A 24,276-nucleotide genomic window follows, 5' to 3' on the forward strand; every position below is an offset into this window, starting at 1 on the left:
CATCACTGCTGGTCACCCTCGGTGCGCAACCTGAACCTCTGGAGCTTGCCGGTCGCCGTGCGCGGCAGCGCGTCCAGGAAGACGATCTCGCGCGGACACTTGTACGGCGCCAACTCCGCCCTGACGAACGCGCGCAGCGCCTCCGCGTCCCGCTCGGCACCTTCCTTGACCACCGCGTACGCCACGACGATCTGCCCGCGGGCCTCGTCGGCCCGCCCCACGACCGCCGCCTCCACGACGTCCGGGTGGCGCAGCAGCGCGTCCTCGACCTCGGGGCCCGCGATGTTGTACCCGGCGGAGATGATCATGTCGTCCGCGCGGGCGACATAACGGAAGTAGCCGTCGCTCTCGCGGACGTAGGTGTCCCCGGTGATGTTCCAGCCGAAGCGCACGTACTCGCCCTGCCGCGGATCCGCGAGATACCGGCAGCCGACGGGCCCGCGCACGGCGAGCAGTCCGGGCTCCCCGTCGGGCCGGTCCCGGCCGTCCTCGTCGACCACGCGCGCGTGCCAGCCCGGTACGGGCACCCCCGTCGTCCCCGGCCGGATGTGTTCGTCGGCGGCGGAGATGAAGATGTGCAGCAGTTCGGTGGCGCCGATGCCGTTGATGATCCGCAGCCCGGTCCGCTCGTGCCAGGCCCGCCAGGTGGCCGCGGGCAGGTTCTCGCCGGCGGAGACACAGCGGCGCAGCGAGGAGGTGTCGTACGCGTCCAGCTCGTCGAGCATCGCGCGGTAGGCGGTCGGCGCCGTGAACACCACGGAGACCCGGTGCTCGGCGATCGCGGGCAACAGCTGCTTGGGACCGGCCTGTTCGAGGAGGAGGGCGCTGGCGCCGACCCGCATCGGGAAGACGACGAGTCCGCCGAGGCCGAAGGTGAAGCCGAGCGGGGGGCTGCCGGCGAAGACATCGCCCACATGTGGGCGCAACACATGCTGGGAGAAGGTGTCGGCTATCGCGAGCACATCCCGGTGGAAGTGCATGCACCCTTTGGGGCGCCCGGTGGTGCCGGAGGTGAAGGCGATCAGCGCCACGTCGTCGGCGGCGGTCGGCACGGCCGGGTACGGGGTGTCGGGTGCCGTCCGGTTCAGCAGGTCGTCGGGCGCGTCACCGCCGTACGTCGTGATCCTGAGCCCCGGTATCTCGGCCTTCGCGAGGTCGTCGACCGCCCGGATGTCGCACAGGGCGTGTCTGACCTGGGCTATCTCGCACATGGTGGCCAGTTCGTGCGGCCGTGCCTGTGCCAGTACGGTCACGGCGACCGCCCCCGCCTTCAGCACCGCCAGCCAGCAGGCCGCGAGCCAGGGGGTGGTGGGGCCGCGCAGCAGCACGCGGTTGCCGGGGACGACCCCGAGCTCGTCGGTGAGGAGATGCGCGAGCCGGTCGACGCGGGCCCGCAGCGTGCCGTACGTCCAGCTGTCGCCGGTGAGGGTGTGGAACACCGGGGAGTCGTCGGGTGGGCCGGTCAGCAGCTCGTCGGCACAGTTCAGCCGATCGGGGTAACGGAGCTCTGGCAGGTCGAAGGTCAGTTCGGGCCACTGGTCGGGCGGCGGGAGATGGTCGCGCGCGAAGGTGTCGACGTGCGCCGAGACGTTCATGGCGGGTGCCCCCTTGCCTGGTGGCCTGCCTTGTGGGCGTCGTGGGTGGGCTCGCTGAAGGAGCGTATCGCGTTGGTGACGACAGTCAATGGGACGCGATATCGTCGAAGGGTCCAGTGGAGAGAGGGGCCCGGCAATGCCCGCATTCTCGCTCGATCCGGTACGAACCGCCTGGTGTGCGGAGCTACGCACGACGGCCGCGGAGCGGCTGCGCCCGCTGGCGGAGAAGGGCGAGCCGGGGCGCGTCAACCGGCCCCTGGTCGCCGAGCTCGGCCAACTGGGCCTGCTGCGACGGCTGTTCACCTCCGGCGCCCTGGACCTCTGCCTCATGCGCGAGTCCCTCGCCTACGCCTGCACGGAGGCCGAGACCGCCCTCGCACTCCAGGGCCTGGGCGCGTATCCGGTACACGCCTACGGGACACCGGCTCAGCGAGACCGCTGGCTGCCCGAAGTGGAGCACGGGACGGCCGTGGCGGCCTTCGCCCTGAGCGAGCCGGGCGCCGGCTCGGACGCGGCCGCGCTGGGGCTGCGGGCGGAGGCGGACGGGGGCGGGGACGGAGCGGCGGAGGGCGAGCGGCACGCGCAGGCGCCGATCGGCAGCACCCCTCGCCCTGCCTCCGCCTCCCCCCTCGCCGCCGAGGCCGACGGGAGGTCCCGGTGGCGGCTCAGCGGTGAGAAGTGCTGGATCTCCAACGCCCCCGAGGCCGACTTCTACACCGTCTTCGCTCGTACCACCCCCGGTGCGGGGGCCCGCGGTGTCACCGCCTTCCTGGTGCCCGCCGACCGACCCGGCCTCACCGGTACCGCGCTCGACATGCTGTCCCCGCACCCCATCGGCGCCCTCGGTTTCGACGCCGTCCCCGTCACCGCCGACGACGTCCTCGGTGAGCCCGACCGCGGTTTCCGGGTGGCGATGGGCACCCTCAACCTGTTCCGGCCCAGCGTCGGTGCGTTCGCGGTCGGGATGGCGCAGGCGGCACTGGACGCGACCCTCGCGCACACCGCCCGACGGGACGCGTTCGGCGGCAAGTTGAAGGACCTCCAGACGGTCGCCCACCGGGTCGCCGAGCTGGCCCTGCGCACCGACGCGGCCCGCCTCATGGTGTACGCGGCGGCGACGGCGTACGACGAAGGCGCCCCGGATGTGCCCAAGCGCGCCGCGATGGCGAAGCTGCTGGCCACCGAGACCGCGCAGTACGTCGTCGACGCGGCCGTCCAACTGCACGGCGCCCGCGCTCTCCAACGCGGCCACCTCCTGGAACACCTCTACCGCGAGGTACGCGCGCCGCGCATCTACGAGGGCGCGAGCGAGGTCCAACGCGGCATCATCGCCAAGGAGTTGTACGCGGAGACGGAGGCGTCCCGGTGAGTACCGAACGCATCAACCCGCCCGGCCTCGCCCCGCCCGCCGGCTTCTCCCACGCCGTCGTCGCCACCGGCACGCGCGTGGTCTTCCTGGCGGGCCAGACCGCGCTCGACGCGGACGGCAAGATCGTGGGGGAGGGGCTGGTCGCACAGTTCGAGCGGGCGCTCACCAATCTGCTGAGCGCGCTACGGGCCGCGGGTGGTACGCCCGCCGACCTCGCCCGCGTCACCGTCTACGCCAGGGACGTAGCGGACTACCGGCTACGGGCTCCCGAACTCGGCCGGATCTGGCGGGAGTCGGCGGGCCGGGACTACCCGGCGATGGCGGTAGTGGAGGTCGTCCGGCTGTGGGACGAGGAGGCGCTGGTGGAACTAGACGGCTTCGCGGTACTGCCCTAGCCGTCACACACCATGGCGGAACGCTCAGGCGGCCATGGCGAGCTGGGTGACCGGACCCACGACACTTCCGTCCGGCCGCAGCTCACCGGTGTCGTCGAAGACGATCGCCCCGTCGCACAGCAGGCTCCAGCCCTGCTCGGGATGGGCGGCCACGACGTGCGGCGTGCGGGCGTCGGAGGCGGGGCACGAAGGCTGGTGGGAACACATGGCGCACCTCCACATCGGGCGGACGGTCCGTACGGGTCGTCCGTATGGATAGACCATGCGCCTGCCGCGAACTCATCGGAACGGCCGGGCGCCAACCGTGACAACACGCGGACAACACCCTGACCGATCCACGAAGACCGCGGCGGACTCGCCACCGAAGGAGTGACGATCACACCCCTCGGCGCGGCGGACCGGTACCAGTGGAGGCCCCCGTTCCACCTATCCGGGAGGCACCCCCATGCCCGTACGCCCCGCTCTCGTCCTCGCCGCGCTGCTCCTTCTGGCCGTGGCCCCCACCGCCGGCGCGGACCCCTACGAGACGGTCACCGTCGATCCGACCGGCACCGTGGCCGCCGACGGCACGGTCACCCTCTCCGGCACCTACCGCTGCCTCGGCAACACGGGCCCGGTCTTCGTGAGTTCCTCCGTGGGGCAGAAGTCCCCGTCCGTGCGCCACGGCATCGGCGGCACCCGGGCCGTCTGCGACGGTGTCGAGCACCGCTGGGAGAACACCGGGCAGCCCTCGCCCGGATCGCTCGAGCCCGGCGCCGCCCAGGTGGAGGCCACCGTGATGGAGCTCCACCCGCAGGGCGGCCTGCCGCTGCCCCGCTTCCACGCGACCCGGCAGCAGGCGGTCACGCTGACCCAGGGCTGACCTCCAGCCAGGTGGTGAGCGCCCACCGCCAGTGCAGCGTGTGCAGTGGAGGAAATCGACACCGAGGGCGGTGCCGATGGAAGGAATCCACCATCTCCGGGCCCTGGCTGGAGCTCCCGTTTCCATCCGCCGACGCTGAGTCGTGGCCGGCCCGACGCCCCGCAGACCGGGGGGCCGGGCCGGCGTGTCGACGACGGTGGAGAGGAACCCCGATGACCGCTCAGCCTGTGCAGGCGCCGACCCCCACGCCGTACCGATGGCGATGGCCCGAGCTCACCGCCCTGCTGCTCGGTGAGGCGATGAACCTGCTCGACGCGACCGTCGTGCAGGTCGCCGCGCCCAGGATCCACGCCGATCTGGGCGGGTCGGTGTCCAACGTCCAGTGGTTCACGACCGCGTACACCCTGCCGTTCGCGGTGCTGCTGATCACCGGCGGCCGACTGGGCGACATCGCGGGCCGCAAGCGCCTGTTCGTGTGCGGTGTCACCGGTTTCATGGTCGCGTCCGTGGCGTGTGCCGCGGCGCCCTCGGTGGGGCTTCTGATCGCCTTCCGGGTGGTGCAGGGGGCCGCGGCGGCCCTGGTCATCCCCCAGACCATCGGCCTGATCAAGGCGATGTTCACCGGCCCCGAGATGTCCAAGGCGCTGGGGAGCATCGGTCCCGTGATGGGCCTCGCCGCTGTCTGCGGACCGGTGCTCGGCGGGGTGCTCACCCACGCCGACCTGTTCGGCTCCTCGTGGCGCGCGGTGTTCCTGGTGAACGTACCGATATCGCTGCTGGTGCTGGCGATCTCGCCCCGGCTGCTGGAGAACCGGGCGCCCAAGCGGCCCACCCTCGACGTGACCGGCACGCTGCTGGCGACGGCGGGCACCGGCCTCCTCGTCCACCCCCTGATCGGCGCGGACCTGACCGCCCTGCCGGGCCGGAGCTGGGCGTCCCTCGCGGCGGGGCTGTGCCTGATGGGGGTCTTCGCGGTGCACCAGCGGGCCGTGGCCGCCGCCGGACGCAGCCCACTGGTGGAGCCGAGCCTGTTCGCCCACCGCGGCTTCCCGGCCGCCCTGCTGACGTCCACGTTCTTCTTCGCCGTCACCAACGGGCTGCTGACGGTCGTCGTCCTGCACCTCCAACTCGGCCTGGGAGTCGGGGTGTTGGAGTCGGGCCTGACCCTTGCCCCGTTGTCGGTGGGCCTAGCCGTCGCCTCCTGGGTGGCCGGCGCCCACCTGGTCAAGCGGTACGGGCACCGCGTGATGTTCCTGGGCCTCGCCGTCCTCCTGGCTGGAGCCCTCACCGCCATCGCCGTCTACCACGCGGCCGACCCGCACCACTATCCGACGCCGCTGCTGTTCGCACTCGGGGTCGTCGGCGTCGGGGCCGGTCTGTTCAGCCCCGCCCTCTTCACCCTCGCCCTCGCCCCGCTCCGGCCCCAGGAGATCGGCTCGGCCGCCGGTCTGCTGAACGCGGTCCAGCAACTGGGCGCCACACTCGGGGTGGCGATCCTCGGCAGCGTGTATCTGAACGACACGGACGGGGAAGGCGCGTCGGCCGAACTGCACGCCGTCCAGGGCGCGTTCTGGGTCGCCGTGGCGCTGGTCGGGGTCAGCTTCGTGACGAGCGGGGCGATGAGCGGCGGGAAGGGGCGGTCGGGGGTCCGGGCGGGGAGTTAACCGGTTAACCGGGCCTACTCGGCGAGACGTCAACGGCGCCTTCTCGTCGAGACGTCAACCGTGCCTTCTCGCCGAGACGTTGATGACAGGGCTCGCCGCCTTGAGGTTCTGCAACACCGGGCTGCTTTCCAGGGTCTGGATCGCGGGCAGGGCGCCCAGCCGCCGGGTCAGGTAGCGGTGCAGGTCGGCGGGGTCGCGACAGAGGGCCTGGGCGACCAGGTTCGTGGGGCCCGTGGTCGCGGCGACATAGGCGAGTTCGTCGTGCCCGGCGAGGGCCGTCGCCACGGCGTCGAGGTGGGCCGGGCTCACCGACAGCCACAGCAGCGCCTTGGTGTTGACGCCGAACTGCCCGGCGTCGACCTCGACATCGAGGAACAGGGCCCCGCCCGCCCGCAGATCCGCGAGCCGACGCGCCACGGTGACAGGGGACCGCCCGGTCGCCTTGGCCAACTCCGCGTGCGTGGCCCGCCCGTCCTTCTGCAGGGCACCCAGCAGACCGGCGTCGGAGTCACCGAGCGGGCGCGGCACCGGCACGTACGAGATGTCGACCGCCGCGTACTCGCGCAGCATCCGCTGCTGATCCTCGTCCAGCGTGTCGGCGCTGCGCCGCCAGTTCGTGGGCCCGCCGAGATAGGTGTGCAGGACGCAGTGTGCGGACACCGCGGTGATGTGGTGGGTGCGCGGAATGTCGTGCAGCAGAAGGGAGTTGGTGGCGGGGGCGGGGTCGGTCGGCGCGTGGACGATCGCGACGATCTCGGTACCGCCGGAGACGAGTTTCACCCACGAGGTGTCCCGCCGGCGCACGAGCGCCTGGGCCAGCTCCCGCGCGGAACCCGCCGCCGCGGTCAGCCGGAGCAACCACTGTGTCTGCCCCGCCAGATGGGGATCCGGCAGCCCCACGACCCGCAGGGACGCCTCGGTGCGCAGCCTGCTGTAGCGGCGGGAGACGGTCTGCGGCGACACATCGAGAGCCGCGGCGATCCGTCCGAAAGGCGCACGGCCGTCGATGTGCAACGCGTGGATCAGGGCGCGGTCCAGGGCGTCGAGCATGCCCCCATCCTTCAATGGGGGCATGCTCCGTGGAAGCCCGGGTCGGGCTCCGGTCGGGCTAGATGTCCCGGAAGATCTCGATCTGCGCCCCCACGGAGTTGAGGCGCTCGGCCAGATCCTCGTAACCCCGGTTGATGACGTACACGTTGCGCAGTACGGACGTGCCCTCCGCCGCCATCATCGCCAGCAGGACGACCACGGCGGGCCGCAGGGCGGGCGGGCACATCATCTCGGCGGCCCGCCAGCGGGTCGGGCCCTCCACCAACACGCGGTGCGGGTCGAGGAGTTGGAGGCGGCCGCCGAGGCGGTTGAGGTCCGTCAGATAGATCGCGCGGTTGTCGTAGACCCAGTCGTGGATGAGGGTCTTGCCCGACGCGACCGCCGCGATCGCCGCGAAGAACGGGACGTTGTCGATGTTGAGGCCGGGGAACGGCATCGGGTGGATCTTGTCGATCGGCGCCTCCAGCTTGGAGGGGCGGACCGTGAGGTCGATCAGGCGGGTGCGGCCGTTGTCCGCGAAGTACTCGGGCGTACGGTCGTGGTCGAGCCCCATCTCCTCCAGGACCGCCAGCTCGATCTCCAGGAACTCGATCGGCACCCGGCGCACCGTCAGCTCCGACTCCGTCACCACGGCCGCGGCCAGCAGGCTCATCGCCTCGACCGGGTCCTCGGAGGGGGAGTAGTCCACGTCGACGTCGATGGTCGGCACGCCGTGCACGGTGAGCGTGGTGGTGCCGACGCCCTCGACCCTGACGCCGAGTGCCTCGAGGAAGAAGCAGAGGTCCTGGACCATGTAGTTGGAGGACGCGTTGCGGATGACCGTGACGCCGTCGTGGCGGGCGGCGGCGAGCAGCGCGTTCTCGGTCACGGTGTCGCCGCGCTCGGTCAGCACGATCGGGCGCTCGGGGGAGACGGACCGGTCGACCTGCGCGTGGTAGATGCCCTCGGTCGCGGCGATGTCGAGCCCGAACCGGCGCAGCGCGATCATGTGCGGCTCGATGGTGCGGGTGCCGAGATCGCAGCCGCCCGCGTACGGCAGCTTGAAGCTGTCCATGCGGTGCAGCAGCGGGCCGAGGAACATGATGATGGAACGGGTGCGGACGGCGGCCTCGGCGTCGATCGCGGCCATGTCCAGTTCGGCCGGCGGCACGATCTCCAGGTCGACACCGTCGTTGATCCAGCGGGTGCGCACCCCGATGGAGTTCAGCACCTCCAGCAGACGGTAGACCTCCTCGATACGGGCGACGCGACGCAGCACCGTGCGCCCCTTGTTGAGCAGCGAGGCGCACAGCAGTGCCACGCACGCGTTCTTGCTCGTCTTGACGTCGATGGCGCCGGAGAGCCGGCGCCCGCCGACCACCCGCAGATGCATCGGGCCCGCGTAGCCCAGAGACACGATCTCGCTCTCCAGGGCCTCGCCGATTCGAGCGATCATCTCAAGGCTGATGTTCTGGTTGCCACGCTCGATGCGGTTCACAGCGCTCTGACTGGTACCGAGAGCTTCCGCCAGCTGCGACTGTGTCCAGCCCCGGTGTTGCCGGGCGTCACGGATGAGCTTGCCGATGCGTACGAGGTAATCGTCTGCCATGGGGGTGAGGCTATCTCAGATATGAGATGGCGCATTCCAGGGGGCCCATCCGGGTGACGGACCTGATGGTGCGTCAACGCCGCCTGGCGTTACGGGTCCGGCGCCACCCGAAAGGTCCGGGCAAATCCACCGATGTCGTACGACGTCCCGTGCTGCTGGACGTGTGCTTCGGCCCGTGCCTGCCGCCGCCGGTGGTGATGGACCAGGAGCGGCGGTTGATGTTCAGCCGCACGCCGGGAAGGATCCGGAAACTCTTGCGGAAGGTGAGGGGCATACCTGTCTCCCGTCGAACGTCGAAGGGGCGGAACGTACCTGTCGGTTACCCCGACTTGGCGAACTGATGGCCGAACTCGACGGGCTCTTCGAAGGTGGAGTTGAGTGCGCCCAGGCCGTGTTCCTCGCGGTGTCGTCGAGCGCGGTCGCGGCCGCCGGATCCAGGACGGCTGCGGCGTGGACCGTACGCCGGGCGGCAGTGAGCCTCGTCCCACGAGAGGCCGGATGCGGTCACGCCGAGCCCCTTCCCGCGCCGAAGGTTGGGTTCGGCCGGATAATCACGGAGTGTCCCTGGCCGTGTGGGACGTCACAAACGGAGGCGGGGCATGACCATCCCGCCCCCGTGTACTAGAGTTATCTCGACATCGAGATATCTGCCCAGGCGCACCGCAGCCGCCCGCATCGCCACTCCAGCGGTAAGGGTTACCTAACTTAGCCTGACCTTAGCGGATCGGCCAAGATGCCGTGGCGGCAGGATCGTGGTGAGTACGCGCACATCAATGAAGGAGACTGTCGTGTCGGCGAACAGCTTCGACGCCCGTGCCACGCTGAGCGTGGGCGACGAGTCGTACGAGATCTTCCGGCTGGACCAGGTGGAAGGCTCGGCTCGCCTTCCGTACAGCCTCAAGGTTCTGCTCGAGAACCTGCTCCGCACCGAGGACGGCGCGAACATCACCGCCGACCACATCCGCGCCCTCGGCAACTGGGACTCCCAGGCCCAGCCGTCGCAGGAGATCCAGTTCACGCCCGCCCGTGTGATCATGCAGGACTTCACCGGCGTGCCCTGTGTCGTGGACCTCGCCACCATGCGTGAGGCCGTCAAGGCGCTCGGCGGCGACCCGGCCAAGGTCAACCCGCTCTCTCCGGCCGAGATGGTCATCGACCACTCCGTCATCGCCGACAAGTTCGGCACCAACGACGCCTTCCAGCAGAACGTGGAGCTGGAGTACGGCCGCAACAAGGAGCGCTACCAGTTCCTGCGCTGGGGCCAGACCGCCTTCGACGACTTCAAGGTCGTCCCCCCGGGCACCGGCATCGTCCACCAGGTCAACATCGAGCACCTGGCCCGTACCGTCATGGTCCGCAACGGCCAGGCGTACCCCGACACCCTCGTCGGCACCGACTCGCACACCACCATGGTCAACGGCCTCGGTGTCCTCGGCTGGGGCGTCGGCGGTATCGAGGCCGAGGCCGCGATGCTCGGCCAGCCGGTCTCCATGCTCATCCCGCGCGTCGTCGGCTTCAAGCTGACCGGTGAGCTCACCCCCGGCACCACCGCCACCGACCTCGTGCTCACGATCACCGAGATGCTCCGCAAGCACGGTGTCGTCGGCAAGTTCGTCGAGTTCTACGGTGAGGGCGTCGCCGCCACCTCCCTCGCGAACCGCGCCACCATCGGCAACATGTCGCCGGAGTTCGGTTCCACCGCCGCGGTCTTCCCGATCGACGGCGAGACCATCAAGTACCTGAAGCTCACCGGCCGCTCCGAGCAGCAGCTCGCGCTCGTCGAGGCGTACGCCAAGGAGCAGGGCCTCTGGCTGGACCCGCAGGCCGAGCCGGACTTCTCCGAGAAGCTCGAGCTGGACCTGTCGACGGTCGTTCCCTCCATCGCCGGTCCGAAGCGCCCGCAGGACCGTATCGTCCTCGCGAACGCCGCCGAGCAGTTCAAGGTCGACGTACGCAACTACGTCGACTCCGTGGACGAGGCGGGCCAGGAGTCCTTCCCGGCCTCCGACGCCCCGGCCGTCGCCCCGAACGGCGCCCCGTCCAACCCGGTCACCGTGACCGCCCCCGACGGCTCGACGTACGAGATCGACCACGGTGCGGTGACGGTCGCGGCCATCACCTCCTGCACCAACACCTCCAACCCGTACGTCATGGTCGCCGCCGCGCTCGTCGCGAAGAAGGCCGTGGAGAAGGGCCTGACCCGCAAGCCGTGGGTCAAGACCACCCTCGCCCCGGGCTCCAAGGTCGTCACCGACTACTTCGACAAGGCGGGCCTGACCCCCTACCTCGACAAGGTCGGCTTCAACCTCGTCGGCTACGGCTGCACCACCTGCATCGGCAACTCCGGCCCGCTGCCGGAGGAGGTCTCCAAGGCCGTCAACGACCACGACCTCGCGGTGACCTCGGTCCTCTCCGGCAACCGGAACTTCGAGGGCCGTATCAACCCCGACGTCAAGATGAACTACCTGGCCTCCCCGCCGCTGGTCGTCGCGTACGCCATCGCGGGCTCCATGAAGGTGGACATCACCAAGGACGCCCTCGGTGTCGACCAGGACGGCAAGCCGGTCTACCTGACCGACATCTGGCCGACCGAGGCGGAGGTCAACGACGTCGTCGCCAACGCCATCGGCGAGGACATGTTCAACAAGTCCTACCAGGACGTCTTCGCGGGCGACGCCCAGTGGCAGGCCCTGTCGATCCCGACCGGCAACACCTTCGAGTGGGACCCGCAGTCGACCTACGTCCGCAAGCCCCCGTACTTCGACGGCATGACGATGGAGACCACCCCGGTCTCCGACATCTCCGGCGCCCGCGTCCTCGCCAAGCTCGGCGACTCGGTCACCACCGACCACATCTCGCCCGCCGGCGCCATCAAGGCCGACACCCCGGCCGGCAAGTACCTCACCGAGCACGGTGTGGAGCGTCGTGACTTCAACTCCTACGGCGCCCGCCGAGGCAACCACGAGGTCATGATCCGCGGCACGTTCGCCAACATCCGCCTGCGCAACCAGATCGCGCCGGGCACCGAGGGCGGCTACACCCGCGACTTCACCCAGGCCGACGCGCCGGTCTCGTTCATCTACGACGCCTCGCGCAACTACATCGAGCAGGGCATCCCGCTCGTCATCCTCGGCGGCAAGGAGTACGGCTCCGGCTCGTCCCGCGACTGGGCCGCCAAGGGCACCGCGCTCCTCGGCGTCAAGGCCGTCATCACCGAGTCGTACGAGCGCATCCACCGCTCGAACCTCATCGGCATGGGCGTCCTGCCGCTCCAGTACCCGGAGGGCCAGAACGCCGAGACCCTCGGTCTGACCGGCGAGGAGACCTTCTCCTTCACCGGCGTCGAGGAGCTCAACAACGGCACCACGCCGCGCACGGTCAAGGTCACCACCGACACCGGTGTCGAGTTCGACGCGGTCGTCCGCATCGACACCCCCGGTGAGGCCGACTACTACCGCAACGGCGGCATCATGCAGTACGTGCTGCGCAGCCTGATCCGCAAGTAAGCGGTACGGCAAGGCAGTTGAGGGCCGCACTCCCCGGCGACGGGGAGTGCGGCCCTTCGCCGTATTCGTGCCGGGACGTCCAGGTCATCACCCACCCTCAGGCTGAACACAGGATTCCCCCAGCCCACCGGGACACGATCGGGACATGACTGGCACCGCCGGGTACCGAAACGGCCGCGTCCGCCCACTCGTCATCGACGACGAGCCCGCGCTCACCGACGTGCTCCCCGTGCCCGCCGAGAAGCTGGAGGACGGGAGATGACCCCCCGCCGACGCTTGCGCTCGCTGCGCGCCCGTCTGCTCGTCTTCACCGGCGTCACGCTCGTCGCGGTGTGCGCGGTGATGGCGCTGACCACCGTCTTCGTCCAACGCTCCTTTCTGCTCGGCAACCTGGACGACCGGGTCGACAAAGCCGCCCAGCGCCTCCTCGGCGGCGCCGCCGGGCTTCACCCCGACCAGGAGAGCAGCCTGGCCTTCCTCATGGAGAGCGGCCACCCGGCCGGCCTGCTCGCCGCCCGCCTCGACGACGACGGCGACATCCTCACAGCGGCGGTGGTGGGCCAGGCCGCCGCGCCGACCGCCCTCACCACCACCCAGCGCGCCACCCTGTCCGGGGTCGAGCCGGACGGCTCGCTGCGCACGGTGACCCTGCCCGGCCTCGGCGCCTACCGGATCACCGCGCTCGACAGCGACGGGGTCCGGGTCCTGGCCGGCCTGCCCATGGACGACGTCCAGCGGATGATCAGCGGCATGGTCGTGGTCGAGGTGGTCGTGGCGGTCGCGGGTCTCGCCGCGGCGGGCTGCGTCTGCGCCGTGGTGATCCGCCGCCAGCTGCGCCCCCTCGGCCGGGTCGCCGCCACCGCCGTCGAGGTCTCCCGGGCGCCCCTGGACCGCGGCGAGGCCACGACCCTCACCCGCGTCCCCGCCGGGGACACCGACCCCGGCAACGAGGCGGGCCAGGTCGGCGCCGCGCTCAACCGGATGATCGACCACGTCGAGTCCTTCCTCTCGGAACGCCGGCGCACGGAGGAGCGCATGCGCCGCTTCCTCTCCGACGCGAGCCACGAGCTGCGCACGCCCCTGGCCTCCATCGCCGGCTACGCGGAGCTGATGAACCGCGGCACCGACCCCATCGAGCCGCGGCTCGCCTGGCGCCGCGTCTCGGCGGAGTCGGCGCGCATGACGGGCCTGGTCGAGGACCTGCTCCTGCTCGCCCGCCTGGACGAGGGCCGCCCGTTGCAGTCCACCGAGGTCGATCTGGCCGCCCTGGTGACCGAGGCGGTCCGGGCCGCGCGAGCCGCAGGCCCCGACCACGACTGGCAGCTCGAACTCCGCCTCGACAACATCCCGTTGGTCATCGGCGACGAGGCCCGACTGCACCAGGCGGTCGCCCACCTCCTGACCAATGCCCGCGTGCACACGCCCACGGGCACCCGGGTGGTGACGGTCGTGGAGACGAGGGACGACACCTGTGCCGTACGCATCCGCGACGACGGCCCGGGCATTCCCCCCGGCCTCCTTCCGACGGTCTTCGAACGCTTCACCAGGGCGGACACGTCCCGCGCCAGGGCCCGGGGCCTGGAGGGCGGCTCAGGTCTCGGGCTGGCCATCGTCGCGGCGATCTCGGCGGCGCACGGGGGAGGGGTCGAGGTGCGGAGCGAGCCGGGGCGGACGGAGTTCCGAATCGAGCTGCCGCTCGCAGGAGACGCCGTGGCCGCGCCGGACCATGTCAACTCGCCAAGAACTGTGAGCACTTAAGCCAACAGATGCTCAATATGGTTTGTGGGGAGGGCAGTTGGGAACGCCGACGACGCGGCCACTTGATGTGAGACGCGGCGGTCGCAATGACGTATGGCATATCGACAGATTCGGGTATGGCTGGGGTGGGCTGGGATCATTTACGCTGGGCATGTAGTAGCTGAGCGTAATCTTGTGAATGCCATGTGTGGTTCTTTGGCTTGACGTTCGGGGGTACTTGCCTGCGGTGGTGCTCGACCGCCCACTAGCATGGATGGGCACTGCCCAGGCGTATCGGGGGAGCAGGAGGGCTGAGGTGGTGCATAGGGGGGAACCCTTGTGGCGCAGGAGCAGCATGTGTGGCAATGAGAACGAGTGCGTGGAGGTCGCTGTGCGTGAGGACCGTGTGCTCGCTCGTGACTCCAAGGAACCTCATCGTTCGCCTCTGCGATTCACCGCTCCCGTCTGGACGCAGTTCCTTCGTGCGGTGAACCAAGGGGCGTTAGAGGGTTCGTGATGTCTGAGAACAGCCATCGGCAGTAGGTAGGGGGCCTGTATGGGTGCCGAGGCATCTGCGGTGCGGCAGTCGGGGAAGAAGAGGTCCAAACGGGACGTGGTGATCGGCGGCGCCCTCGCTTTCGCGCTCGCCGTCGGCGCGCTGGCGACGCTGGCGGCTGCCCTCGCGTCCCTGCTCGTCGACAGCCTGCTCGCCAAGCGGATCCTGTGGGTGACCGTGGCGGTCGGTGTGTCGGTCGGCGCGGGAGTGTGGAAGGCCGGTCACGTCATGGCGACGCCATCTGGTTCGGGTCGCCTCCCTGAGGGTTCTGGGACGCGGGCTCCACGGTAGGAGTGCCGGCCGCCCGGCGGCGCTTGAACCACCGGGTCGCCCACCGTCCCACCAGGGCGGCGAGTCCGGAGGTGGCGATGAACGTGCCGACGGCCGTACCTATCCGGGACCACGGCAGTTTCAGCTCTCCGGCCGCCTGGACGACCAGGACTATCGCCCCGACCACGATCGCGAGGGCGACCAGTACGAGCACGCCGACTATCGTCACGAGCCTCAGTTTCACGGCGCCGCGGGCGTTCTCGATCTGGACCAGGCGGTCCGTCTCGTCCTGGTTCTTGATCGCCTGTGCTTTGAGCTCCTCGTCGTTCAGTCCGGCTGCTCCGCCGAGCAGAGTGGTGACCCACTGCTGTAGGCCCTGAGATATCGACCTGAAGACCACGTCGGTCCTCCCCCTGGCTCTCACTACCAGCCATGGGCACCGCGGTTCTAGCGGGCCCTGAGGTCTTGCTTGATGCGATCGATCAGGTCGCGAGACTCGGTTTCGCCGAGTGCCATTTCCGTGATCGTGTGGAAGCACTCCTGGTAACGGGCCAGCAGTTCCAGGTCTTCACCGCCGGTCATGCTGCCGGCGGCATGCTCCAGGTACAGCAGATCGTCGTCGTCGGGGAATCCCAGCAGGACGAAGCTGCCCAGAGTGCTGTAGTGCGCCCCGGCCTCGAACGGCAGGATGCGGATCGTGATGCCGTCGCGGGCGCCGAAGCTCAGCAGCTGCTCCAACTGCTCATCGAGAACCTCCCTTCCGCCGATCTGTCGTCGCACCGCGGCCTCGTCCAGGATGAACGTGGTCACTGGCTTGCCGGAGCCGTCGAACATCCGCTCCTGTCGTTCCATCCTCAGACCCACGACCCGCTCGGCCCGTTCGGACGACAGTCCGCGAGGGGCGAGGAGCGACTTCGCGTATCCGCGGGTCTGGAGATGACCGGGGACGACGATGGGGTGGTACGTGTGCAGGGACGAGGCGGCGCTCTCGTAGCCCAGGTACTGGGCGAACTGAGGGGTCACCACGTCGTGGTACTTCGACCACCAACTCGCCCCTTTGCTGCCCCGGGCCGCCTGCTCGAGCTCCTGCACCTCGACGGGGTCGGTGATGCGATAGAGCGTCGCCAGCGCGCGTAGGTCGCTGACGGACACGCTGACCGTGCCTGTCTCCACCCGGATCAGCTTCGACTGGGACCACTCCACCTGTTCGGCCGCCTCGCGCTGAGTCAGACCGGCGCGCTCGCGCGCCTGTCGCAGTGCGATACGTAGCTTGCGCCGGTTCAGACTGGGGTCCACGGGGGTCATCGCCGCTCCTTCGCCCGTGCACGTACCCTGAATCTGATCGGCCATGCACAGAAAGTTCCTAGCTTTTGGCTCCTCTCATTATGCCTCTATCAAAGAGGATAGAGCCAAAAGCCACGGGCGGTTCGCGGCGCGGTGCCGATGGGGCGGCGGCAGCTCTCCGAGAGACCTCGAGCTGAGACCGCGCGACCGGACTTTACGTAGGAGAGAACGTCGGAACGGGTGTTTGTGCTCCGAAGAGCCGTACTCCGGTTGCGAGGCGTCGAAGCACGGGAGCTCAAAGGGCGCACGAAATCCCTTACAGGTGCGCCGAGTTGCGCTCAGCGCACGAAAACGGCGCTCGAGGTGCCGGACGGGCGGCCGATAAGTCCGTGCGCTTCGGGTGGGGTCATCGAGACGGCCGGCGACGGCTGTTCAGGGAATCGGGCGGCCATGTCCCGGAGTGAGGCGGCCGCAGTCGTCATGCGGTCATGCTCCGGTTGCCGCCCTCCAGGCCCGCCTCAGGTTCCGCTTCGAGAGTCGTCTCCGCCCGGCCCGTCCCCCACGGACGGGCCAACGACGAAGGGAGCCGGCGGAGATGACCGAGCCCTCGATAGAGGATCAGCGGCGCCCGGCGCCACCGCGGTCGCGTCGACGAATGGCGATCTGCGGGTCGGACTTCTCACCGTCGCAAGTCCGGCGTGCGAGGCCTGGGACTCGCAAGTCCGGACGCCGCCCCCGGCGTGGTCACCCGCACCAAGACACCGTCACTCGAACCGCCGAGGCCGCGCCCTCGCCGGCCAACCCCTCGCGCGCCAGCCGTTTACAGTCGCCCCCGTTCGCGCTAACTTCCGCAACAGGCGGGGTGGGAGCGCTCCCATGCGGTGGACCGGAACCCATCCCAGGGGATCCGCCCACCCCGCTCATCCGCACACACGTATCCGCACGGCCCGTACCCCAAGGAACGGACTCCCATGTCATGATCCTGACAAAAACGGAATCGCGGCGCCGATTAACGCTCCCCACCCGGGCCAGAGCCCTCTTCCTCGTCCTGGTCTCCCTGCTCGCCACCATCCCCGCCGTCGCGCTGGTGATGTCGACCGGCGGTGCGGCGGAGGCCCACGGCACGCCCATGAAGCCCGCCAGTCGTACATTCCTGTGCTGGCAGGACGGGCTGACCGACACCGGTGAGATCAAGCCGATCAACCCGGCCTGCAAGAACGCGCAGGCTGTCAGCGGCACCACGCCGTTCTACAACTGGTTCTCCGTACTGCGCTCGGACGGCGCCGGCCGCACCCGCGGCTTCGTGCCGGACGGCCAGCTGTGCAGCGGCGGCAACACCAACTTCACCGGCTTCAACGCCGCGCGCAACGACTGGCCGTTGACCCACCTCACCTCGGGCAAGACGGTCGACTTCTCCTACAACGCCTGGGCCGCGCACCCGGGTTGGTTCTACGTCTACGTCACCAAGGACGGCTTCGACCCGACCAAGACCCTCACCTGGGACGACATGGAGGCCCAGCCCTTCCTCTCCGTCGACCACCCGCCGCTCAACGGCAGCCCGGGCACGGTCGAGGCCAACTACTCCTGGACCGGGCAGCTTCCGGCCAACAAGTCCGGCCGCCACATCATCTACATGGTCTGGCAGCGCTCGGACAGCGCGGAGACCTTCTACTCCTGCTCCGACGTCGTCTTCGACGGCGGCAACGGCGAGGTCACCGGTATCCACGAGCCGGGCAACCCGAGCGAACCCGTCCCGGGCACCTGCACCGCCACCCGTAAGACCACCGGCAGTTGGAACGGCGGCTACCAGTCCGAGGTGACCGTCACCAACTCCGGCGACGTCCCGATGCTGGGCTGGATGGTCGACTGGACCCTGCCGACCGGCCAGAAGGTCGACAGCCTCTGGAACGGCAACGCCACCTACAACGGCCAGGCGGTGATGGTCCACAACGCCAACTGGAACGGATCACTGAGTCCGGGACAGAGCGCGACATTCGGCTACGTCGTCACCGGCTCCGGCGGCGATACGGCGACCACCCTGCCCTGCCGGGTGGGTTGAGCAACGACGGACCCGGCGGCGACCACTGCCGGGTCCGTCGTCCGTCGTCCGCCGTCCGTCTTCGTCATTCCCCGCGGGGAATTGTCGGTCTCCGTCGTACCTCGCAGGATCAGGTCCTGAACGAAACGGCCCACGAGGAGACGAGACGTCCATGACCGAGACAAACCCGCAGGACCTGGCCCGCGACTACATCGCCCAGTGGAACCTCGCCGACGCCGCCGAACGCCGCGCGGCCATCGAGCGGCTGTGGGCCGAGGACGGCCGCCACATCCTCCAACCGCCCGTGGAGATACGGGAGATCGCGGCGGGGCTGGGCTTCGATCACACCACTCTGGAGGCCCGCGGCCACGACGCCATCGAGACCCGGGTGACCCGCAGCTACGAGGAGTTCGTCGAGCAGAAGGGGTTTGTCTTCCGGGCCCACGGCGACGCGGTACGCCTCCAAGGCCTGGTCAAGTTCAACTGGCAGGCGGTGGCCGCCGAAACCGGCGATGTGCTGGGCGGAGGGCTGGAGATCCTCGTACTCGACGACGACGGCCGGATCAGCATCGACTACATGTTCCCCGGAGCCTGATCCGCGGCGGCCGCGGCCGTGGCGAGCGCCTCCGCCGTCGCCGGGTCGGCCGGCAGGAACGCCTCCAGTTTCAGCTCGGACAGGGTCACGTCGACGGCGGTCGCGAAGGTGGTCACCGTGGTCATCAGCCGCAGCTCGCCGTACGAGGACCGCAGCCGCAGCGGCACCGCGAAGCCCAACTGCCCAGCCGACGGCCCCAGTTCAGGCAGGTATGCGGCGAGCTCGGCGCGCAGCTCAGGCTGGTGATCTAGGCGCAGGAGGATGTGGCGGGCCCACTCCGCGAGGTTGAGGATGCGGGGCGCCACGCCGTCGGGATGCAGCGCGAGCCGGTACATGTTCCGCCCCGGGACCGTCAGTTCGGCGGCCGCGCCCTCGGCGATCAGGTCGAACGCGCTGTTCGCGGCGATCAGCCCGCCGGCGCCGTCCACCACCAGCGCCGGGTAGGGCAGATGGGCGCGCAGGATGTGGTCGATCGCCGTACGCGCGGGGGCCAGTACCGGGTCGTCGAGGGAGCTCTCGGGGTAGACGGGCGCGTAACCGGCGGCCAGCAGCAGCTCGTTGCGTTCCCGCAGCGGCAGTTCCAGGGACTCGGCGAGGCGTACGACCATGTTCCGGCCGGGCGTCGACCGGCCGGACTCGATGAAGCTGAGATGCCGCTGGGTGGTGCCCGCCCGCAGCGCCAGGTCGAGCTGGCTGAGGCGAAGGTGGGTACGGCGGTCACGAAGCGCGCGAGGGAAGTCCACGGGCCTGTTCTAACGGGCAGAGCGGGTGCCGGGCCATTCCCCGCGGGGAATGAGGTGGGGCATGGCCACCTACGACAGTCTCGGCGTGACGTACGCCCGCACCCGACGGCCCGATCCGCGCATCGCCGAGCGGATCCACGCTGCCCTCGGCAACGTCACGGACGTGATCAACGTCGGCGCGGGCACCGGCTCGTACGAACCGCCGGCGACGGTACTCGCGGTCGAGCCCAGCCGGGTCATGCTCGCCCAGCGTCCACCGGACGCGGCACCCGCCGTCCAAGCGGTCGCCGAGCAACTGCCCCTGCGGGACGGTGCCGTCGACGCGGTCATGGCCCTGCTCACCGTCCACCACTGGAGTGACCCGGCGGCCGGGATCGCGGAGCTGCGCCGGGTCGCGCGGCGTCGTGTCGTCGTACTGACCTGGGACCAGCGCGTGTTCCGTGAGCGGTTCTGGCTCGTGCGGGAGTACCTGCCCGAGGCGGCCGCGTTCGACGACACCCGCGCGATGCCGACCGCCCGGCTGGCCGAACTGCTGGGCGGGGCCCGCGAGGAGCCGGTTCCGGTGCCCCACGACTGCGTGGACGGATTCGCCGCCGCGTACTGGCGCCGCCCGCACGCCTACCTCGACCCCCGGGTGCGCGCGGGCATCTCCCTGCTCGCCCAGCCCGGCGAGGAGGCTCTCGCCCCTGGCCTGGCCCGCCTCGCGGACGACCTCAACACCGGCCGATGGCACACCCGTCACGTCGACCTGCTCACGCGCGAGACCCTCGACGTCGGTTACCGGCTGCTGGTGTCCGACCACTGACCCACCCGCTCGAGCCGCACGTATGTCGGTGGGACGGGTCCGAGAGCGGGCACTACACCGGATACGACCCCTGGAACGCCAGCCGGGCGTCCGCGCCCTCGCCCACCGTGGTGAGCAGGTCGTCCAGTTCCAGGAACTCCTCCCACACCGTCCGCCCACTCGCCTCGGCCAGCCGCCTGACCAGCAGATCCTCCAGCTCCGGGACGCGCTTGTTCTTCCAGACCTTGTCGGCGACGCTCACCAGCAGGTCCTCGACGCCGATGTCGGGCTCGGTCCAGGTGGCGTGGGTGGCGGCGAAGCGGGCGAGGTGCGGGGGGACGCCGTGTGAGAGGAGCAGGTCGCGGCCGGTCTCCTCGTGGGACGAGCCGGGGCCGGAGAGTTCGGCGACATGGGCGGTCTTGCCGATGTCGTGCGTGGCCGCGCCGAACAGAACGGCCTCCCGGTCGAGCGGAAGCGCCGGGTGGCGTCGCGACACCCACTCGACGACGCGGTAGGCCACGTCGTGCACCGCCCTCAGATGGGCGGCCAGGCGGGGCGGCGCGTCGAGCTTCCGCAGCAGCTCCGCCGCCCGGTCCGGCAAGGGGCGCAGCAGTGGGTGGCCGGGGTCGTCGAGGGCGCGCTGGAGGAGGTCGGTGGAGGTCACCCGGACAGGGTAGGGGCGGGCGCGCGCTCAGGGGCCCGGACCATGAAGGCGGGGTGGTCCGTGCGGACCCGGTGGACACCCCCACCGGGTCCGCGAGCCGGGCAGGCGAACGGGGGGAGTCCCTGCCCGGGTGTCGGTTGGTCTGCGGCGACACGTGTCGTCGACGGCGAAGCGTGCCGTCGGACAACGTTGTCGAGTGGTCTAAACCTCACTCTATCGTGCCAACGGAACCCGGAGTCAAGCCAGTTGAGGTTGACCCGACCGGGTGGACTCTCTGCGCGGCAGTACACCCGCCGGCAACCCCCGTGGTACGGCTGGCGCACGTGAAGTCCCTGATCCTCGCCGTCGCCCTCACGCTCGCCGGCGTCACCCCCACCGCCCCCGCCGCACCGCCCGAACTCGTCGACGACCCGACGCCGTACGTCGATCCGCTCATCGGCACCAGCAACGGCGGCAACGTCTTCCCCGGCGCCGTCACCCCCTTCGGGATGCTCTCCTGGAGCCCCGAGAACACCTGGGGCGACGCCACCCGCACGGCCGCGCCCGGCGGCTACCACCACGACGCCACCCGCATCCGGGGTTTCAGCCTCACCCACATGTCGGGCACCGGGTGCGCGGGCGGGAGCGGTGACATCCCGTTCTTCCCCTACGCCGGTGAGGTCACCTCCTCGCCCGCGAGCGACACCAAGGACGCGGTGTACGCCGCCGACTTCGACCACGCCGACGAGACCGCCGAGCCCGGCCACTACAAGGTCGCCCTGGCGTCCGGCGTCACGGCCGACCTCACCGCCACCGCCCGCACCGGCTCGGCCCGCTTCGACTACCCGGACGGCAAGCCCGCCTCGCTGCTGATCCGGACCGCCAACTCCGAGGTGGGCTCCACCGGTTCACGGATCGAGATCGACCCGGCCACCCGCACGGTCTCCGGTTCGGTCACCTCGGGGAACTTCTGCGGCCACCTCGACCCCGAGGGCCGACGCGCCTACTACACCCTGCACTTCACCGCCCGGTTCGACCGTGCCTTCAAGGCGACGGGCACCTGGGAGGACGACAAGCTCACCCCGGGGTCCCGGGAGGCGAGCGGCGGCACGGGAGGCTTCGCCGACGCGGGGCGGCCCGTCGCGGGCAAGGGCGCGGGCGGGTACGTCGAGTTCGAGCCGGGCGCCGGGCCGGTGCACGCCAAGGTCGGCATCTCCTACGTCGACCGCGCCGGCGCCGAGGCGAACCTGGCGGCCGAGAACCCGCCGGACCGCACCTTCGACGACGTACGGGAGGCGGCCCGCGACGCCTGGCGCGACCGGCTGGACGCGATCCGGGTCGGCGGCGGCACCGACGCCGAGCGCACCACGTTCTACACCGCGCTCTACCACTCCCTCCTGCACCCGAACGTCATCAGCGACGCCGACGGCCGGTACCGCGGCGGCGACGGCGAGGCACACACCACCACCCGCCGCGCCCAGTACGGCACCTTCTCCGGCTGGGACGTCTACCGCGACCAGGTGCAACTGCTCACCCTGCTGGAACCGGCGACCGGCTCCGACATCGCCCAGTCCCTGTACGAACTGGCGCGGCAGAACGGCGGCGTCTGGGACCGCTGGCTGCACGGCGCGAGCGGCACCCATGTCATGAACGGGGACCCCTCGGCCGTCGCCCTGGCGGGCATCCACGCCTTCGGCGGCACGGACTTCGACGTGCGCGGCGCGCTCGCCTCGCTGGTGAAGGCGGCGACCGTGCCGACCGAGCGGGACCTGTCGGCCGCCGGGCGGCCGGTCCTGTCCGTCGGCCAACGACCGTCCCTCGACAAGTACTTGAAGCTGCGCTACATGCCGTCGGTCTCCAACGCCTGGGGCGGGGCCGCCGAGACGCTGGAGATGTCCGGCGCCGACTTCGCCCTCTCCCGACTGGCGGCTGTGGCCGGTGAGAAGGAGACGGCTGTCTACTTCGCCGGGCGCTCCCAGTGGTGGCAGAACAACTTCAACCTCGCGGCCGACCCCGGCGGCGGCTACATCGCCGACCGGAACGCCGACGGCAGCTGGGTCACCGGCTTCACCCCGGCCACGGGCCGGGGCTTCGTCGAGGGTACGGCGGCCCAGTACACCTGGATGGTCCCGCACAACCCGGCCGGACTCTTCGCCGCGATGGGCGGCCGGGAGCGGGCGTTGGATCGGCTCGACGCCTTCTTCCGCAAGGCGGACGGGAGTTGGGCCCTGACCGGCAGCGGCGGCGAGAAGTCCGAGCTGGACAACGAGCCGTCGATCAACGTCCCCTACCTGTACGCCTACGCGGGCGCCCCCGCCAGGACGCAGGAGACCGTCCGCGCGGCGATGCGACAGCTCTGGTCGACCCGGCCGGGCGGTATCCCGGGCAACGACGACCTCGGCGCGATGTCTGCCTGGTACGTCTTCTCCGCGCTCGGCATGTATCCGCAGGTGCCCTCCCGGGCCGAACTCGTCCTGGCCTCACCGCTGTTCCCACGGATCGAGATCGACCGGCCGGGCGGCGCCGACATCTCGATCAGCGCACAGGGGGCGGCGGCCGACGCGCCGTACATCCACGAGCTGAAGGTCGATGGGCTCGCGTCTCAACGGCCCTGGCTCCCCGCGTCGTTCGTGCGGGACGGCGGCCGCCTCGACTACGTGCTCTCAGCCGCACCGCCGGAGCGTGCCTGGGGCAGCGCGGTCGAGGACGCCCCCCCGTCCTTCCGCGACGGCGAACAGCCGTACCAGATCGGCGTCGGACCGACCACCGCCACGCTCGCCCCGGGCGGCAGCACGACGATCCGCGTCAAGGCCCTGCCGATGGGCGGCGGCGAGGCGCGCTTCCGGGTGGAGACACCCGAGGGCATCACCGCGCATCCCGCCGAGGGCGAGGTCGTCGAGGGCACCCGGGAGATCACACTGTCGGCCGACAAGGGCATCACCCAGGGCTTCTACGACGTCAAGGTCGCCGTGGCCCCGAACGTCCAGCCTGTGACCCCGTACGTCCAGCCCGTGGCCCTGACCGTCGCCGCCCCCGGCACTCTCCTCGCCGCCTACAACGGCACCGGCATCTCCGACGACTCCGGCGACCACACCGAGGCCGACTACGACGGGGGCGGCTGGAGCCACTCCCGCCAGGCGCTGGCCGCGGCGGGGCTGACGGCGGGCGAGCGGGGCACGGTCGGCGGTCTGGAGTTCACCTGGCCCGCCTCGCCGAGCGGCCGCCCGGACAACGCCTCGGCCGACGAGCAGACACTCCAACTGCACGAGCCCAGCCGCCGGTTGTCGTTCATCGGCAGCGCGGTGTACGGCGACCGCCAGGCCGAGGCCACCATCACCTACACCGACGGCACCACCGACACGATTCCCCTCGCCTTCACCGACTGGACCCTCGGCGGCGGCAGCGGCGGTGTCCAGTACGGCAACGAGGTCGTCGCCAGGACCGCGTACCGCAACATCGCGGGAGCCGGAAGGGACCCGGTCGCCACGTACGTCTTCGCCACCAAGCCCTTCACGGCGGTCGCGGGCAAGCGCATCGCGAGCGTGCGGCTGCCGGACGAGCCGCGGCTGCACGTGTTCACCCTCGCCGTCGGCTGAC

At 70.4% G+C, this 24,276-nt stretch carries 22 protein-coding genes; 12 read left to right on the forward strand and 10 right to left on the reverse strand.

Annotated features, from left to right (window positions below; genetic code table 11):
• Nucleotides 1–2 precede the first annotated feature (2 nt).
• Entirely contained in the window at nucleotides 3–1,595 is a 1,593-nt protein-coding gene (locus tag ABKA17_RS11225) for an AMP-binding protein (protein ID WP_353691810.1), read from the reverse strand.
• A gap of 136 nt (nucleotides 1,596–1,731) precedes the next feature.
• Here ABKA17_RS11225 and ABKA17_RS11230 point away from each other — a divergent pair, with 136 nt between their 5' ends.
• A complete protein-coding gene (locus ABKA17_RS11230) occupies nucleotides 1,732–2,964 on the forward strand; it encodes an acyl-CoA dehydrogenase family protein (RefSeq protein WP_353691811.1) in 1,233 nt (410 codons plus the stop codon).
• Nucleotides 2,961–3,359 (forward strand): RidA family protein, encoded by a 399-nt coding sequence (locus tag ABKA17_RS11235; protein WP_353691812.1) that lies wholly within the window; start codon nucleotides 2,961–2,963, stop codon nucleotides 3,357–3,359. Before ABKA17_RS11230 ends, ABKA17_RS11235 begins: the two co-directional genes overlap by 4 nt.
• Before the next feature lie 24 nt (nucleotides 3,360–3,383).
• On the opposite strand, the gene ABKA17_RS11240 is transcribed toward ABKA17_RS11235, so the two are convergent.
• Nucleotides 3,384–3,566, reverse strand: a complete 183-nt coding sequence (locus ABKA17_RS11240) for a DUF5999 family protein (protein ID WP_353691813.1) — start codon at nucleotides 3,564–3,566, stop codon at nucleotides 3,384–3,386.
• Between the two features lie 238 nt (nucleotides 3,567–3,804).
• Between ABKA17_RS11240 and ABKA17_RS11245 the strand changes: the two genes are divergently transcribed.
• Entirely contained in the window at nucleotides 3,805–4,221 is a 417-nt protein-coding gene (locus ABKA17_RS11245; RefSeq protein ID WP_353691814.1) for a DUF6299 family protein, read from the forward strand.
• Nucleotides 4,222–4,433: 212 nt separating this feature from the next.
• A complete protein-coding gene (locus ABKA17_RS11250) occupies nucleotides 4,434–5,885 on the forward strand; it encodes an MFS transporter (RefSeq protein ID WP_353691815.1) in 1,452 nt (483 codons plus the stop codon).
• A 54-nt stretch (nucleotides 5,886–5,939) separates the two neighbouring features.
• On the opposite strand, the gene ABKA17_RS11255 is transcribed toward ABKA17_RS11250, so the two are convergent.
• The 4 genes from ABKA17_RS11255 to ABKA17_RS11270 form a co-directional block, all read right to left on the reverse strand.
• Nucleotides 5,940–6,935: an Lrp/AsnC family transcriptional regulator gene (locus ABKA17_RS11255; protein ID WP_353691816.1), complete on the reverse strand. Its 996-nt coding sequence runs from the start codon at nucleotides 6,933–6,935 to the stop codon at nucleotides 5,940–5,942.
• Nucleotides 6,936–6,993: 58 nt separating this feature from the next.
• The gene (locus ABKA17_RS11260) at nucleotides 6,994–8,523 is read right to left on the reverse strand and encodes a helix-turn-helix domain-containing protein (protein WP_353691817.1); all 1,530 of its coding nucleotides are present in this window, start codon (nucleotides 8,521–8,523) and stop codon (nucleotides 6,994–6,996) included.
• Nucleotides 8,524–8,596: 73 nt separating this feature from the next.
• Complete coding sequence (locus ABKA17_RS11265; RefSeq protein WP_353691818.1) at nucleotides 8,597–8,797, reverse strand: DUF4236 domain-containing protein; 201 nt, start codon at nucleotides 8,795–8,797, stop codon at nucleotides 8,597–8,599.
• Between the two features lie 45 nt (nucleotides 8,798–8,842).
• Complete coding sequence (locus ABKA17_RS11270) at nucleotides 8,843–9,031, reverse strand: hypothetical protein (RefSeq protein WP_353691819.1); 189 nt, start codon at nucleotides 9,029–9,031, stop codon at nucleotides 8,843–8,845.
• A gap of 280 nt (nucleotides 9,032–9,311) precedes the next feature.
• On the opposite strand from ABKA17_RS11270, the gene acnA reads away from it, so the two are divergent.
• The 4 genes from acnA to ABKA17_RS11290 all read left to right on the forward strand — a co-directional run bounded on the left by acnA (nucleotide 9,312) and on the right by ABKA17_RS11290 (nucleotide 14,613).
• The gene (gene acnA / locus ABKA17_RS11275; RefSeq protein ID WP_353691820.1) at nucleotides 9,312–12,029 is read left to right on the forward strand and encodes an aconitate hydratase AcnA; all 2,718 of its coding nucleotides are present in this window, start codon (nucleotides 9,312–9,314) and stop codon (nucleotides 12,027–12,029) included.
• Nucleotides 12,030–12,287: 258 nt separating this feature from the next.
• Complete coding sequence (locus ABKA17_RS11280) at nucleotides 12,288–13,787, forward strand: HAMP domain-containing sensor histidine kinase (RefSeq protein WP_353691821.1); 1,500 nt, start codon at nucleotides 12,288–12,290, stop codon at nucleotides 13,785–13,787.
• 253 nt (nucleotides 13,788–14,040) lie between these two features.
• Nucleotides 14,041–14,283 (forward strand): DUF397 domain-containing protein, encoded by a 243-nt coding sequence (locus ABKA17_RS11285; protein ID WP_353691822.1) that lies wholly within the window; start codon nucleotides 14,041–14,043, stop codon nucleotides 14,281–14,283.
• A gap of 39 nt (nucleotides 14,284–14,322) precedes the next feature.
• A complete protein-coding gene (locus tag ABKA17_RS11290; protein WP_353691823.1) occupies nucleotides 14,323–14,613 on the forward strand; it encodes a hypothetical protein in 291 nt (96 codons plus the stop codon).
• Here the strand turns inward: ABKA17_RS11290 and ABKA17_RS11295 are convergent.
• Both ABKA17_RS11295 and ABKA17_RS11300 read right to left on the reverse strand, forming a co-directional pair.
• Nucleotides 14,549–14,992, reverse strand: a complete 444-nt coding sequence (locus tag ABKA17_RS11295; RefSeq protein WP_353691824.1) for a hypothetical protein — start codon at nucleotides 14,990–14,992, stop codon at nucleotides 14,549–14,551. The two genes, ABKA17_RS11290 and ABKA17_RS11295, sit on opposite strands and share 65 nt — an antisense overlap.
• Nucleotides 14,993–15,039: 47 nt before the next feature.
• A complete protein-coding gene (locus tag ABKA17_RS11300; protein WP_353691825.1) occupies nucleotides 15,040–15,897 on the reverse strand; it encodes a helix-turn-helix domain-containing protein in 858 nt (285 codons plus the stop codon).
• 955 nt (nucleotides 15,898–16,852) lie between these two features.
• On the opposite strand from ABKA17_RS11300, the gene ABKA17_RS11305 reads away from it, so the two are divergent.
• Together ABKA17_RS11305 and ABKA17_RS11310 are read left to right on the forward strand one after the other, a co-directional pair.
• Nucleotides 16,853–17,935 (forward strand): lytic polysaccharide monooxygenase auxiliary activity family 9 protein, encoded by a 1,083-nt coding sequence (locus ABKA17_RS11305; protein ID WP_353691826.1) that lies wholly within the window; start codon nucleotides 16,853–16,855, stop codon nucleotides 17,933–17,935.
• Between the two features lie 151 nt (nucleotides 17,936–18,086).
• Complete coding sequence (locus ABKA17_RS11310; protein WP_353691827.1) at nucleotides 18,087–18,509, forward strand: hypothetical protein; 423 nt, start codon at nucleotides 18,087–18,089, stop codon at nucleotides 18,507–18,509.
• Here the strand turns inward: ABKA17_RS11310 and ABKA17_RS11315 are convergent.
• On the reverse strand, nucleotides 18,488–19,252 hold the full coding sequence (locus ABKA17_RS11315) for a helix-turn-helix domain-containing protein (RefSeq protein ID WP_353691828.1): 765 nt from the start codon (nucleotides 19,250–19,252) through the stop codon (nucleotides 18,488–18,490). The genes ABKA17_RS11310 and ABKA17_RS11315 overlap by 22 nt on opposite strands.
• Before the next feature lie 61 nt (nucleotides 19,253–19,313).
• Here ABKA17_RS11315 and ABKA17_RS11320 point away from each other — a divergent pair, with 61 nt between their 5' ends.
• The gene (locus tag ABKA17_RS11320) at nucleotides 19,314–20,057 is read left to right on the forward strand and encodes a class I SAM-dependent methyltransferase (protein ID WP_353691829.1); all 744 of its coding nucleotides are present in this window, start codon (nucleotides 19,314–19,316) and stop codon (nucleotides 20,055–20,057) included.
• Nucleotides 20,058–20,109: 52 nt separating this feature from the next.
• Here the strand turns inward: ABKA17_RS11320 and ABKA17_RS11325 are convergent, their stop codons facing one another.
• A complete protein-coding gene (locus ABKA17_RS11325) occupies nucleotides 20,110–20,700 on the reverse strand; it encodes an HD domain-containing protein (RefSeq protein ID WP_353691830.1) in 591 nt (196 codons plus the stop codon).
• A 323-nt stretch (nucleotides 20,701–21,023) separates the two neighbouring features.
• Here ABKA17_RS11325 and ABKA17_RS11330 point away from each other — a divergent pair, with 323 nt between their 5' ends.
• Nucleotides 21,024–24,275 carry a GH92 family glycosyl hydrolase gene (locus ABKA17_RS11330; RefSeq protein ID WP_353691831.1) on the forward strand — a complete coding sequence of 1,084 codons (3,252 nt, stop codon included), beginning with the start codon at nucleotides 21,024–21,026 and terminating at the stop codon, nucleotides 24,273–24,275.
• The last annotated feature ends 1 nt before the right edge of the window (nucleotide 24,276 follow it).

It is taken from the genome of Streptomyces sp. RG80 (assembly GCF_040446465.1).
Classification (GTDB): domain Bacteria; phylum Actinomycetota; class Actinomycetes; order Streptomycetales; family Streptomycetaceae; genus Streptomyces.

What these genes read in the sequence shown, in the direction of transcription:
- ABKA17_RS11225 (WP_353691810.1), bottom strand. Translation starts at nt 1,595, where the DNA reads ATGAACGTCTCGGCGCACGTCGACACCTTCGCGCGCGACCATCTCCCG.
- ABKA17_RS11230 (WP_353691811.1), top strand. Translation starts at nt 1,732, where the DNA reads ATGCCCGCATTCTCGCTCGATCCGGTACGAACCGCCTGGTGTGCGGAG.
- ABKA17_RS11240 (WP_353691813.1), bottom strand. Translation starts at nt 3,566, where the DNA reads ATGTGTTCCCACCAGCCTTCGTGCCCCGCCTCCGACGCCCGCACGCCG.
- ABKA17_RS11245 (WP_353691814.1), top strand. Translation starts at nt 3,805, where the DNA reads ATGCCCGTACGCCCCGCTCTCGTCCTCGCCGCGCTGCTCCTTCTGGCC.
- ABKA17_RS11250 (WP_353691815.1), top strand. Translation starts at nt 4,434, where the DNA reads ATGACCGCTCAGCCTGTGCAGGCGCCGACCCCCACGCCGTACCGATGG.
- ABKA17_RS11255 (WP_353691816.1), bottom strand. Translation starts at nt 6,935, where the DNA reads ATGCTCGACGCCCTGGACCGCGCCCTGATCCACGCGTTGCACATCGAC.
- ABKA17_RS11260 (WP_353691817.1), bottom strand. Translation starts at nt 8,523, where the DNA reads ATGGCAGACGATTACCTCGTACGCATCGGCAAGCTCATCCGTGACGCC.
- ABKA17_RS11265 (WP_353691818.1), bottom strand. Translation starts at nt 8,797, where the DNA reads ATGCCCCTCACCTTCCGCAAGAGTTTCCGGATCCTTCCCGGCGTGCGG.
- ABKA17_RS11280 (WP_353691821.1), top strand. Translation starts at nt 12,288, where the DNA reads ATGACCCCCCGCCGACGCTTGCGCTCGCTGCGCGCCCGTCTGCTCGTC.
- ABKA17_RS11285 (WP_353691822.1), top strand. Translation starts at nt 14,041, where the DNA reads ATGGGCACTGCCCAGGCGTATCGGGGGAGCAGGAGGGCTGAGGTGGTG.
- ABKA17_RS11290 (WP_353691823.1), top strand. Translation starts at nt 14,323, where the DNA reads ATGGGTGCCGAGGCATCTGCGGTGCGGCAGTCGGGGAAGAAGAGGTCC.
- ABKA17_RS11300 (WP_353691825.1), bottom strand. Translation starts at nt 15,897, where the DNA reads ATGACCCCCGTGGACCCCAGTCTGAACCGGCGCAAGCTACGTATCGCA.
- ABKA17_RS11305 (WP_353691826.1), top strand. Translation starts at nt 16,853, where the DNA reads ATGATCCTGACAAAAACGGAATCGCGGCGCCGATTAACGCTCCCCACC.
- ABKA17_RS11310 (WP_353691827.1), top strand. Translation starts at nt 18,087, where the DNA reads ATGACCGAGACAAACCCGCAGGACCTGGCCCGCGACTACATCGCCCAG.
- ABKA17_RS11320 (WP_353691829.1), top strand. Translation starts at nt 19,314, where the DNA reads ATGGCCACCTACGACAGTCTCGGCGTGACGTACGCCCGCACCCGACGG.